This is a genomic window from Mucilaginibacter sp. P4_E8 (assembly GCF_056401495.1).
In genome coordinates, this window is the sequence record NZ_JBFUJG010000005.1 from 71,509 (window position 1) to 85,152 (window position 13,644).

The window sequence follows — 13,644 nt, forward strand, 5'->3', positions numbered from 1 at the left end:
AGCACTTTTGTTACTTTTGGTGCACCAAAAGTAAAAGGCAATGGCCAGGAGCGGGTCTTGAACTATTCAAAACCACACTTCACAGCCCTCAATAAACTTAATCAACTACTTCAACAGATTTCGCCCAAATTTTTACCTTTGCCTAAACTCAAAATTTGCATGAGCGAAAAGATTTTAGTGATAGGCGCCAACGGCCAGATAGGTACAGAACTGGTGATGGCCTTGAGAAATATCCACGGTGCCGAAAGCGTAATAGCATCTGACATCAATGATCCGGGTTACGCCATACGCCACAGCGGACCTTATGAAATTGTTAATGTGCTTGATAAGGATAATCTGCACCACATTTTTGATAAGCACCGCCCTACACAGGTTTACCTGCTGGCAGCCATATTATCGGCCGTAGGCGAACAAAAACCCAAATTGGCCTGGGACCTGAACATGACCGGCCTCATACACATACTTGATTTTGCGGTAGAGTTTAAAACTGCCAAAGTTTTTTGGCCAAGCTCCATAGCGGTATTTGGCCCTAATTCGCCGCAGTATCATACGCCGCAGTATTGCGTAATGGATCCTAATACGGTTTATGGTTTCAGCAAGCTGGCCGGCGAACGCTGGTGCGAGTATTATTTTACTAAATATGGCTTGGATGTGCGCAGCATCCGTTACCCCGGCCTTATAGGCTGGCGGGCTAATCCGGGTGGTGGCACTACTGATTATGCGGTGCATATATTTCATGAAGCATTAAAAAATGGGAACTATCGAAGTTTTCTATCTGCAGATACTGCTTTGCCAATGATGTATATGGATGATGCCATACGGGCCACCATATCGCTGATGGATGCACCGGCCGATCAGCTGACTATACGGTCATCATACAACCTGGCGGGTATAAGTTTTACGCCTACTCAGCTGGCTGGTGAAATAAAAAAACTAATCCCTAATTTTGAAATAAGCTACGCAGAAAACGACCCGCGACAGGCCATTGCCGATAGCTGGCCAAAATCAATTGATGATAGTTATGCTCAAAGGGATTGGGGCTGGAAGTTAGAGTATGACCTGGCGACAATGACCAATGATATGCTAACCAATTTAAAAAATGTAATTTAGAGCCCCCGAACCCCCTGAAGGGGGAGCGAGTAGGCTTATGGTATAACAAATAAAATAACTCCTGCTCCCCCTTTAGGGGGCTGGGGGCTAAGAAAACATGGGAAGAGCATTTGAATTCCGCAAAGAAAGAAAATTTAAGCGCTGGGCTAAAATGGCCGTGCAGTTTACACGTTTAGGTAAAGAGATTGTAATGGCTGTAAAAGCCGGCGGTGGCGATATTAATACCAACTCGCGTTTAAGAACAGCAGTTCAGAACTCGAAGGCAGTAAACATGCCTAAAGATCGCGTTGAGGCTGCTATAAAAAGGGCAACAAGCCGTGATGAAAAAGATTATGAAGAACTGGTTTATGAAGGATACGCGCCCTATGGTGTTGCCGTTTTGGTTGAAACGGCTACAGATAATACCAATCGTACGGTAGCAAACGTACGTAGTTATTTTACTAAATATGGCGGATCATTGGGTAAAACCGGGTCGCTTGATTTTATTTTTACCCGTAAATCTGTATTTACATTTGAGCCGGGCGAGCGTGACCTGGAAGAGTTGGAGTTTGAACTGATAGATGCCGGTTTGGAAGATTTATTTGTGGAGGCGGATGAAAATGGGAATGATATTGCGGTAATACATACTGCCTTTGAAGACTTTGGCAAAATGCAAAAAATGCTTGAAGAGTTGGGTATTGATGTAAAATCGGCTAAATTAGAGCGTGTACCACAATCATTTCATGAAGTAACCGAAGAGCAGGTTGCAGATATCATGAAGTTAATAGATCGCCTGGAAGAGGACGACGACGTACAGGCTGTTTACCATAATATGGCGGAGTAATTTTGATTTTTCACTAATCGTCATTGCGAGGAACGAAGCAATCTCTATGCTATACAGGGCGAATGGAAAAGCATATTTGATCTGCTTGTTTCGTACCCCGCAACAACAGGTTTAAATAATTAACATTATGCCACTATTCAGTTCACGTAAGGAAGAGAAAAAGATAAAGGTAACCTTTGCTAACGGCTTACTTTTTGTGGAAAAAGCGGATGGCAAACAACAGGCTTTTCCGTTGGAGTGGTTCCCGAAATTGCTGAATGCTACAGACGAGGAACGTGAGGACTGGAAACAAACCGATAAAGGCATCCATTTTAATAAGCTGGATGTGGATGTAGCAACTTCATAGAACCAAGAAATAAGAATCAGGAGACAAGAACCATAACTTATCTTGTGTCTTGATTCTTGTTTCTAAACAGCTAAAACCAATGACTTTCGAAGAGTTTTTTAAAAAGAAAAAGATAGACCTGGTTGCCTTGGAACAGGGTGAGCAATCGCTATTTTCAGAATTTAAAATTCATTACGAGCAAATGGGCGAAAAAAGCTTTGACCATACCAAAAAGTACTGGTTTAATAAGCTACGGCGACAATTCCCGGCAGCGCCGGAAATAAAAACAGAAAAAGTAATCATAGAGAACCAGCTGGCCGAACAAACCATTACCGAAAGCTTGATTGAACCGGGCACCCCCGCCCCTAAATTAGGTTTTGCGCCAAAGTTCAGGGCTCCCAATGTAGCTAAACCCACCGAAGAAAAACCGGAGACCAAAGCAGCAGAAACTACGCCCCMTATTGAAAATACCGCAACCAAGCCTGCTTTTAAACCTCGCTTTCAGGCTGCTATGATGAAGCCAAAGGCGGCGGACAGTGAAACAAGCGCGACTGAAAAGCCCGAGGTGAAGGAAGAAAACACAACACCTGCTACTGAAGCCGCGAAACCGGCTTACAAGCCACGCTTCCAGGCGGGTATGACAAAGCCTAAACCAACGGAAAACGAAACCACTCCAGAAGAGAATAAAACAGAGGATCAAGAAAAAACAGAAATTTCTGCAGAAACTCCCGCTGCTAAACCGGCCTACAAGCCACGTTTCCAACCGGGAATGGTTAAATCCAAACCTGTTGAAAACGAAGAAAAGCCGGTTGAAAAGACTGAAGAAAAGCCGGATACTCCTCCTGCTGCTGATGAAGCCGCTGCTAAACCTGCTTACAAGCCCAGGTTTAATATGAAAAATCTCCCGCCAAAACCTGACCAGGAATAATTGCTCCCGCCGCGCGTCATTGCGAGGTACGAAGCAATCTCTACACAAGCAGGTCGATTATAAAAGCTCATCACTTAACTATTTGCTCTGTACAGCATAGAGATTGCTTCGTACTTCGTAATGACGCGCGAAGTATTTTGGAGGCAGAAGCGGAAAATCTCTTACTACTTACTGTGCGAAAATAACCAGCTTAACAGCTCAGGTTCTTTGAAGGCATAGTCCCAGCTGTTATGGTCAACACCGGGATAAAGGGTGAATTTCGGGTCACCGCCGGCTTCTTTAATTGCTGCCACCATCACTTCCGAATGATCAGCCGGTACAACGCTGTCTTTACTGCCATGAAAGATCCATAGGGGGACTTTTTTAGCATATTTTTTAGCGTTCAGGGTATTATCACCGCCGCATATGGCAAAAGCCGCGGCAAACACTTTTGGCTTGCGGCCAATGATCTCAAATGTACCCATACCTCCCATGCTAAGACCACCAACATAAACACGATGTTTGTCAACAAATGGCTTATCCAAAAACTGATCAACCAAGCCTAATAACAATTGCATAGCTATAGTTGGCTGCTCATTTACCTGGAAAACGAATTTTCTTTTTTGAGTAGCAGCGTCGGTTTCCTGCTGCACATTTGACCAGTAACTATTAGCCGGGCACTGCGGAAAAACCACAATGGCTTCATACTTTTCCCTTACGCTATCCTGCAACAAGCGCGAAGGGCCATATTTTAATTGTGCCTCGTTGTTACTCCCACGCTCCCCGGCACCATGCAATACAAATAGCAGGGGATACTTCTTAGTAGGATCAAAATGTTTCGGGAATAATAGCCGGTAAGGTAATGTATCGCCTTTGATTATAAAACTGCCCCTGTCAAAAGATGATAAATTTTGGGAGCGGGCTGAAAAAGAAAATGCTAAGAGTAAACTTAGCATTCCTATAATGAATTTTTTGTGGATCATTTGATGTGTTTAAATCTGTTTCTGCCACAACCGGCAGGTGTTATTAAAACAAATTTAACGCCTTTTGATTTACATTTTTTCAATATTTTTTGATTGAAGGTTTCGAAGCATAAAAAGCAGCGTTACAGGTAGCATAAGATTTCTCCTCATTCCTCGTTCGAAATGACATATAAAATTAATTTAAAAAAGGGATGTCATTTCGAACGATAGTGAGAAATCTTATACGCTTATAGAGCAAACACTGTAGGTCATTCCAAATGCCGTTTATTTCTTAATTTTTAACAAGCGCTGAGCTTGTAAAATCTAACTTTTTAAGCCCGTTCTGTATTTCAGGGCAGCTCATAAATAGTTTCCATAACAAGCCGGTACGGTAGTTTTCTATCATTACTACAATTGGGCCCTGGTCAATAGCCAGGTATGATTTTCCATACCAGTTATGTGATTCGCTAAAGGCATCGGTAAAGCCATATTCACCCCAAATCTTATCGCCCAGGTCATAATAAAAATGGCGCAGGGCCTTCATAGAGTATTCAGGAGTATAAGGAAATGCAGATAATGCCGCTGTTGGTGTTATGACCCCAAGATCATTAGTAGGCGAATGGGCGTTATAGCCTTCAAAATTATCGCTGGCGGTAAGCCCCCAGCAATTCTCGCCATAGCCTTTAAACTTTTTAGGGTTATCAACACAGTATGCATGATTGATCAGCGTATGGTTTTTGTTCTGCTCCCAGTAATCAGCATACCTATCTTTTAAGCCTTTAGGGTTTAAGCCCAGGAATGAATATTGCGAAAAGAAAAGCGGTCCGCCATAGTCAAAGCCCAGCGGGAGCTTAATGCCATAAAAGGTTTTTCCGTTCTTAAAAAAGTCACTTTGTGCCCAACCCCTGTGATAAACACTGGCACTAACCGGATAGCGATCTGCAGAGGCGGCCAGTACATAAGTGATCAGGCATTCGTTAAAACCATGTATCGGAAAGTTCATGGCCCAGCCGTTATTTGGCGACCAGTGCCAGTACAATGCATCCCTGCCATCGCGGGTGTACCAGTCCCACTCCATTTCGCCCCACATCCAGTTGATCACATTACGTATGCGTTGTTCCTTTGGGTTGTTGGCAGTAAAATACTGGCGGGCGCATAACAGTCCCTGAAACAAATATGCCGATTCCACAATATCTCCACCATCATCTTTGCGGCCAAAAGGAATTACTTTGCCGGTTTCCCCATTCAACCAATGAGGGAAAGCACCATGAAAAGAATTGGCTTTAAATAAAAAGTTAACGATCTTCACCATACGGTCAACGGCCTGGTCATGGCTTATCCATTTACGATTGTCGGCAACTATTAGGGCCATGATACCAAAGCCCGAGCCGCCGGTGGTTACCACCTCGTTACCATAATCAAAAGAGGTATTGCTGCGCTCACGGGCCAGGCCACTTACCGGGTGCCCAAAATCCCAGAAATAACGGAATGTTTGGCGTTGTACCACATCAAGCAGCGCGCTATCAGTCAGATTTTTTATAATACCAACCGGCTTAATGCCAGTTGAAGTATTTTTTTCGGTTTTTTGGGCAAAACAACTTACGGCAGCCAGCAGTATAAATGGGGCGAATAGTAATTTTTTCATGTAGATATATGTATGCGATCTCCTTTACAGGGATCAAAAGGGCAGTTAAAAGAGGCTGTCTGCCTGGTATAGGCAGACAAACCTCATAACTCAATCAACCAACTTTTATTAAACCAATTATTTAGTATCCTGGATTTTGTTTTAATCTGCCGCCGCTTAAATCAATTTGTGTTTGCGGGATAGGGAACAACGCATATTTGGCAGCCCATGTTTTTCCATGTGTAGTAAATGCCGCAGCCGCACGCCCCGGTTGCACCGCATCCTGGCGAACAATGTCAAAGAAACGGTCATGCTCTTCGGCCAGCTCCATGCGGCGTTCATGCCATATTGTTGCTAACGAGGCTGTTGCAGCAGGCAATTTGGCCCTGGTACGTACCAGGTTCAGGTTAGTGCTGGCCTCGCCTACCCTGCCCAATTGAAAGGCGGCTTCGGCATTGATCAACAAAATATCGGCATAACGTAAAATGCGTACCTGCTTTGGCAAACGGTCTGTACTGCCACCGCAATTGTCTTCGGCTGTACGGCTATGGTAAGCTTTATAGCTATAAGTGCCATTTTGTACCGAATCGCGGCTCGGAATACGGAAACCATCCCAAAGTACAGTACCATGATCCTGTATAGTAATTACTGTAGCTGCTTTACGAACATCATTAGCCTCATATTCATTTAATAAGCTTTCAGATGGGTTATTGAAACCAAAGCCAAGATCGGCCCAGCCAAATTTGCCTCCGGCACGAGGGCCCTGTGATACTGTGTATAGGTTAATACCTGCGGTACAGCTTTTATTTATACCTGCCTGTATCTCAAAAATTGATTCGGAGTTATTATTGCCTCCATCGCCGTTCACGGCCTTTTGCCTCCATATTAATGAGTAATCTTTTACCAGTGTGTATTTACCACCGCTAATAACTGCGGCCGAAAGATCATAAGCTTTCTGATAGTTTTTCATATACAGATAAACCTTAGCTTCTAATGACTGTGCAGCGCTTTTATTAGCACGGCCTACATCAGTAGCACCTTTATCAGGCAGGCTGGTAACTGCAAAATCTAAATCGCTGATAATGAATTTATAAATATCATCGGCAGTTGCGCGGGTTTGATATTTATCCTGATTAGCCTCACTGGCCAGGGGAACCTTGTCAAGCAATGGTACGCCACCATATAAACGAACCAGGTTGAAATAAAAATAAGCTCTCAAAAACCGGGCTTCGCCAATTAGCGCGTTTTTAGTAGCGGCATCAAATTGCGCGTTTTGTAATTTATCCAGCGCCTGGTTAGCACGGGCAACGCCCTGATAAAGACCTGTCCAAACGTTGTTTACAACGCCGTTTGATGCAGAGGTTTGCAGGTTATCAATTTGTTTGGCATCGCCGTAATCATCGGGCGAGCTTCCTTTATCGGCATCATCAGATGCAATATCGCTCAGGATCACAAACTGAAAGCTATCAATATCGGGTTCAAACCCGCCTATATAAAATACGTTGTAAATACCTGTTACCAGATTTTTAGCCTGATTAGGATCAGAAGCTATCTGGTCCTGGGTTATAGCAGCCTGCGGACTAACGTCAAGGTAGTTTTTACATGCACTTAGCGTTGCTGTTGCAACCAGCATACAAACGGCTATAATGTTTAAATTTTTATTATATATCTTTTTCATAATGCTGAAAGTTAAAATTGAAGGTTCACGCCAAAAACAAAAGTGCGGGTTACCGGATAGTTGGTAGCATCAATGCCTGATTGTAGAATGTCTGTTTGAAACAATTCAGCAGATGAACCGCTGTAACGTTTTAAAGTAAACAGGTTTTGTGAGGTCAGGTAAAGTCTTAATCGTGAAATATTAGCCCGTTTAAGCATAGCCGATGGTAATGTATAACCCAATGTAAGGTTGTTTAACCGCAGATAAGCGCCCGATTCAATAAAGTAAGTTGACGGAGGCGTAGCTGAAGTAATTACAGAAGGATCGGTATTTGATGGCCTGGCAGTAGTAAAGCGACTGTTTGCATAGCCGGCTTCAATGTTGTCGTTTTCACTGCCCCGGGAGTTCTTTTTACCGTTATAAATTTTGTTGCCCCAGTTACCTGTAAAGTCAGCGCTCAAATCAAAGTTTGTGTAATTAACGCTAAAATTAAAACCGCCATAATATTTGGGTTGATAAGAGCCCGCGAAAACCCGGTCGTTAGCATCAATAACTCCATTCTTGTCGATATCCGCGTATTTTAACCCGCCAACCTTATTGGCTTCAAAGGTATTGGTAGGGGCTGCTGCTGCTTCGGCCGCGGTTTGGAAAACACCTGTTGCCTGCAATACAAAATAGCTGGCTATGGGCTGGCCATTATCTGTGCTGGTTATAGTTTTACCATTTGCACCACCTCTTAATAAAGCCTGGCCACCATTCAAGCCATCTACATTATTTTTATTGTAACTGATGTTGCCACCTATGGAATAAGAAAGTTTATCATTGATCTTATCATTCCATTTTAAACCAAGTTCAATACCCTTGTTGCTATATGAGGCGGCATTAGTTACAAAATCATTAGTTGGATCGCCTAATATACCGGGCAGAGTTACCAGGGTTAAGGCATCCTTTACCTTTTTATTGTAATAGTCAATCTCACCACTTAAACGGCTGTTCAATATGGCAAAGTCTAAGCCTATATCAAGCTGGTTGGTAGTCTCCCACTTTAAGTTAGTGTCTTTAATATCCTGTATTACACTGCCCAAATTGAGTGTGCCGTTATTAAAGTAGTAGGGCAGGTTTGATGTAGCGGTAATAATGTATAGCGCCTGGTCAATATTATCATTACCTAATTTACCATAGCTTGCGCGTAGTTTTAACTGGTCAAATATGTGGTTATCCTTCATGAAGGATTCCTCCGAAATTACCCAGCCGCCGCCGAAAGTATAAAAATTACCCCAGTGCTCATTGAACTTGGAGCTACCATCGCGCCTGAAAGAGCCGCTTAACAGATATTTGCCTCCATAGCCATAATTTATACGGCCAACATATGATTGCCTGGTAAATAACCCACCTCCGTTATCATCTTTGGCATTAACATCGGGGTTACCCAAATTTAAATACCATTGATCCTCATTGGCAGGTACATCCTGACGTGTTCCGTTAAGAAAGTTTGATTTAAATTTTTCAGTAACTATACCACCTAAAACAGTAAAGTGGTGATTGCCGAAGGTTTTGTCCCAGGTAGCGGTGTTGTCCCAGGTGTACTGGTATGAATCATCGTTTTGAATAAACAGGGAACTATTATCCTGACGTTGATTGCCGCCGCCAACAGTAAACGTTTGATCATCGGAATGGAACTGGTATTGATAATTTTTTTGATTGTTAAACTTAACATCCGCATTAAATGCAGAGTGCAAAGTAAGCGAGCTGATTGGCTTATAATCTAAAGCTACATTACCTTGTACACGGTTACCCAGGGTAAATCTGTTCGCCTTGTCTAACTGTAAAAGCGGGTTCCCCACATTACCCCAAGCAGAAGTGTTTCCATATTTGCCATCTATAACTGAGGGGATAATTGGTGCGGCCCTGTAAACATTACCATAAATGGCATTAAAATCAACTGTACGCTCGGCGCCACGGCTCAGCGATATTTGTTCGCTGAATTTTACCTTTTTAGATATGTTGATATCATTATTTGCACGAATGGTAAAGCGTTGAAATCCATTGGTTTTAATAACGCCCTGGTCATCAAGATAATTAGCGCTGATAAAATAAGTATTGGTTTCGCCGCCACCTGCAACTGAAATGTTATGGTTTGTGGTGAACGCCTTACGTGCTACTTCTTTAGCCCAATCAGTAGTGCCGGGGAATGTTACCGGTGCATTAACGTCGGCCGTAGGGTTGGCATCCTTTAAATAGTCGGTGTACTGTGCCCGATTTGCCATTTGTATTTGATTGGCAACTTCTCTGAAACCTACAGTAGCGTCGTAACTTACTACAGCCGGACCGCTTTTACCTTTTTTGGTGGTAATGATAACAACACCATTGGCACCACGAACACCATAAATGGCTGCCGAAGCATCTTTTAAAACGTCAAGACTTAATATATCTGAGCTATTGATGTTCCTGATATCGTCAGTTAAAACACCATCAACTACATATAGCGGGTTAGCACCGGCAAGTACAGAACCGGTACCGCGTATGCGTAAAATAGGTGCTGAGTTTGGCTGTCCGGATGATAGTACCTGAACACCCGAAACTTTACCCTGTAAGGCTTGTGTAGGAGTTTGCACAGGTTGCTTTGCTAACAGGCTGCCACTTACACTGGCAACGGAGCCGGTTACATCCCTTTTACGCTGAGTGCCGTAACCAATAACTACTACCTGCTGCAGCTCCTTGGCTTCGGGTTGCAGTTTTACAATTAATTCGGTTTGATTATTAATGGGCAACGACAAGGTAGTATAGCCAATATACGTAAAAACAAGTGTTGCGGTAGGTGGTGCTGACAGTGTGAAAGCACCGTTAACGTCGGTTTGCGCCCCTGTGGTGGTTCCTTTAACGGAAATGCTTACGCCAATTAAGGCCTCGCCTGTGGATGCATCGGTAACCTTGCCTTTTACCGTAGCGTTTTGAGCGAATGAAGCATTAACAAAAAAAAGGCAGAATAGCACCAACACAGAAATAGTAAAGATTCTTTTCATAGTGGTTAATAGTAAGTAAGTGGTTTGAAAAAATAATTGGTTTATTATTTGACAAAGCTGAGGAGATAATACAGTTTTATCAAAAATATTAACTCAACATTAATACGTCATATATAGAACACTTTCTCAGTGGTTATGTTTTTAATTTTTAATAAATTGATTATCAGTTTATTAAAACCAATTAGTGTATATTATACATACTACACATATATAGCCAGGTACACTAAGGTCAAGTAGGGTTATGAGAGGTAATGATGTAGTATTATAGTTCAATGAGAAACTCAACAAGGTTTTTATCGTGCTCCAGATTGAGCTTTTTTCGCAGGCGGTAACGGCGTATTTCAACGCCGCGCAGGGAAATGTTTAATAGCGAAGCCATCTCTTTACTACTCATGTTCATGCGCAGGTAAGCGCATAGTTTAAGATCATTCGGAACAAGATCGGGGTGGCCGGATTTTAGTTTTTTGAAAAAGTTTTCATGGGCTTCGTTAAAGCTTTTTTCAAATATGTTCCAGTCGCGTTCATCATTCATGCCTTCGTCAATTACTTTTTGTATCCTGCGTAACTGATCATCGGCCAATTTTTTGCCTGTATTATCTTTAAGGTGGGCTATTTCTTCACTTATTTTTTGCAGCAGCTCATTTTTATAAACGAGGTTCATGGCCGAGTTTGCCAGCTCACGACTTTTGCTGGCCAAATCGGCCTGCAATTGTTCATTCTTTATATTGATGATGTGCTGTTCATTCGCTATGGCTTCCTGCTTTAAAAATTCTTCCTTTTCTGCCTGCAGCTTTTGATGGATACGTTGCTGATGCCGTCTTAATTTAAAGCGGTAATAATGCCTGATCAGGTAATACGCCAAAACCAGCATTAATATATAAAAAATCATGGCTGCCTTACCTGCATACCAGGGTGGCAATACGGTAAATGTTAAAGTGGTAATTGCCGATATGTTTTGATCGTTTATTTTGGCGCGTACTTTAAAGTGGTAGGTCCCCTGATCAAGATTGGTAAATTCTTTTTGACTTTGCGGAGCCCAATCAGACCATTGCCTTGAATAACCCTCTAAATAGTATTGAAACTTGATCTTGGCCTGTTTATAGTATGGTAACGAGTACGCAATACGGATGTTGTTTTGAGTATAAGGTATTTCAATTACGTTCTGGCTGCTATTCATATCACTTATCACAGATACCTTATCGGTTACGTTTTCGATACGGCGTATCAATACCGGGGGTATTTTCATTTGGTTTGGCAACAAGGCATCGCCATCATTCAATATCACAAATCCATCGTCGATACTGATCAGGTAGGTTAAATTGTTAATTCGGTTTATGGTTTCATAATGCTGTACCATTTGGCCGTTAAGTATCGTGAACCTGTTGGTATCAATACTGAGCTTACCCGGAACAGAAAGATCTGCAAGTGCAACGTGCCCCTGATTAATAAACCAGTACTTTTTGCCTATGGCTTTTATTATTTTGCCTGATGATGAAAAGGTACCCAGCTTTTTATTTAACTGGGTGTATTTAAAAAAGCGGTCGGTAATATCGTCATATATATAAAAGCCCGAGTCTGATGAAAAAACAACACGGTTATCCAAATCAAATACATTAACATTATAGCTGCCCGGCAGTCCATATTGCTTATCATAATATATTTTTGAGGTTACTTTTTTAAGGTCGCTGCTCAAGGTTAATTTATAAATGCCTTTATAAGCATGGCTTACCCATATTTGCCCCTTGCTATCCTGTTCAACATAGCGCGAGGGTTCGCCAAAGCCATCAACCTTATGGCTAAATATCCAGTTTCCGGATGCTTCTTTTTTATAAACCACCAAGCCTGTGTAGGTACCCTGTATGAGCATATCCTGGCTTAGTTTTTTGATGATCCACCCACCGGTCACTGTCGAAATTTTGGTAATGGTATTTTCATTTACCTGGTAAGTGCCGTCATTATGGCCGCACAGCAAACGCCCATCCTGCAAAGAGAGATCCCAAACCTGCCCCTGCGAACCAGGAATAAGCTTAAAATCAAATGACTGGAAAGGTTTGTTATTATCGGGTACCCAATCGCTGTAAAAAAGCCCCTGGTTTGTACCCAGATATATTTTTTTATTAAATATAATGCTGGCGTAAACGGTGCCGAACTTACCGGTTTTATCAAAATAAAAATACAGCGGAGAGTTAACCTCAATACGATCAATACCATTATCTAAACCTGCCCAAAGGTTTTGCTCGGTATCGGTATATAAACTTAAAACGGTATTGTTTTGTAAACCGCTTGATTTGTTAATGTGCTGTATCACGTTACCCGCGGTATCAATTATTACTATCCCGTTCAGTATGGTGCCGTAGGCAAAGTATTTACCTGGTATTATAGCGCCGTTATTAAGCTGATAGGTTTTTAAAAAGTCATTAGCCTGACTGACCCAGGGTTTTATGTTTTGACCATCGTAAATGAACAGGCCATTTTGAGCGGTGCCAATAATGTATTTGTTGCCCTGAAAGGGAAGTATGGATAGTACACCGCTATTGCCTAATGTATTACTGCCCTGCACATACTCCAGATGGTTGTTCTTTAATTCAAATAACCCAGCAGATACCTGCTCAATAAAGAAACGTTTACCTGCTTTAAATAAAAACAGGTAAGGTTTTGGAGCCTTTATTACATTGACGCTTCCTTTTGAGTAAATGTAAATAGCACCAAACGACTGGAAGATCACCCTGTCGCCATCAACATATATTTTCCATATTTCTTCGTTGATAGGGCGGTATTTTTCAGGTACCAGATTTATTAGTGAGGTGTATTTTAAGAAACCTTTATTGTTATCCTGCCAGTAACCAAACTCGCCAAAGGCCCCCACGTAAATTTTGCCCCTACCATCGGCCGAGACTGACCRTACAATGAGCCCGTTTGGCATGTGGTGCTGTTKCCAGTATTTTCCGTCAAAAGCCAATAAACCTTCGGCATTACCAAAATACATGATGCCGTGCTCATCCCTTGTTACCGACCAGTTTTGATTGCCCGACTGGTAAATGGTTTTTGGGTAATTTTGCACATAAGGCACACCGATGCTTTTTATATCAACCGCCCTGGCGTACCAAGCAGAGGTGCAAACAATACTTATAATAATCAGGATAGATCTACGCATAGGTTAATAAACAGCATCGGCCCAAAGCCTAACTAATATTACGAAAATACAGTTTGAAT

General features: G+C 42.2%; 9 protein-coding genes. 4 read left to right on the forward strand and 5 right to left on the reverse strand.

Annotated features, from left to right (window positions below):
• The first annotated feature begins 159 nt into the window (after positions 1–159).
• The 4 genes from AC1DRQ_RS03730 to AC1DRQ_RS03745 all read left to right on the forward strand — a co-directional run bounded on the left by AC1DRQ_RS03730 (position 160) and on the right by AC1DRQ_RS03745 (position 3,186).
• Positions 160–1,110, forward strand: a complete 951-nt coding sequence (locus tag AC1DRQ_RS03730) for an NAD-dependent epimerase/dehydratase family protein (protein ID WP_477422261.1) — start codon at positions 160–162, stop codon at positions 1,108–1,110.
• 97 nt (positions 1,111–1,207) lie between these two features.
• Complete coding sequence (locus tag AC1DRQ_RS03735) at positions 1,208–1,933, forward strand: YebC/PmpR family DNA-binding transcriptional regulator (RefSeq protein ID WP_429402070.1); 726 nt, start codon at positions 1,208–1,210, stop codon at positions 1,931–1,933.
• A 127-nt stretch (positions 1,934–2,060) separates the two neighbouring features.
• The gene (locus AC1DRQ_RS03740; protein ID WP_429402072.1) at positions 2,061–2,279 is read left to right on the forward strand and encodes a DUF2442 domain-containing protein; all 219 of its coding nucleotides are present in this window, start codon (positions 2,061–2,063) and stop codon (positions 2,277–2,279) included.
• Positions 2,280–2,358: 79 nt separating this feature from the next.
• Positions 2,359–3,186, forward strand: a complete 828-nt coding sequence (locus AC1DRQ_RS03745) for a hypothetical protein (protein ID WP_477422262.1) — start codon at positions 2,359–2,361, stop codon at positions 3,184–3,186.
• A 164-nt stretch (positions 3,187–3,350) separates the two neighbouring features.
• Here AC1DRQ_RS03745 and AC1DRQ_RS03750 read toward each other — a convergent pair whose 3' ends face one another.
• The 5 genes from AC1DRQ_RS03750 to AC1DRQ_RS03770 form a co-directional block, all read right to left on the reverse strand.
• Positions 3,351–4,148, reverse strand: coding sequence for a carboxylesterase family protein (locus AC1DRQ_RS03750; protein ID WP_477422263.1), 798 nt, complete (start codon positions 4,146–4,148; stop codon positions 3,351–3,353).
• Between the two features lie 271 nt (positions 4,149–4,419).
• Positions 4,420–5,772: a glucoamylase family protein gene (locus tag AC1DRQ_RS03755; RefSeq protein WP_477422264.1), complete on the reverse strand. Its 1,353-nt coding sequence runs from the start codon at positions 5,770–5,772 to the stop codon at positions 4,420–4,422.
• Between the two features lie 121 nt (positions 5,773–5,893).
• Complete coding sequence (locus AC1DRQ_RS03760; RefSeq protein ID WP_477422265.1) at positions 5,894–7,429, reverse strand: RagB/SusD family nutrient uptake outer membrane protein; 1,536 nt, start codon at positions 7,427–7,429, stop codon at positions 5,894–5,896.
• Positions 7,430–7,440: 11 nt separating this feature from the next.
• Positions 7,441–10,431, reverse strand: a complete 2,991-nt coding sequence (locus AC1DRQ_RS03765) for a SusC/RagA family TonB-linked outer membrane protein (RefSeq protein WP_477422266.1) — start codon at positions 10,429–10,431, stop codon at positions 7,441–7,443.
• A 262-nt stretch (positions 10,432–10,693) separates the two neighbouring features.
• Entirely contained in the window at positions 10,694–13,585 is a 2,892-nt protein-coding gene (locus tag AC1DRQ_RS03770) for a ligand-binding sensor domain-containing protein (RefSeq protein WP_477422267.1), read from the reverse strand.
• Positions 13,586–13,644 lie beyond the last annotated feature (59 nt).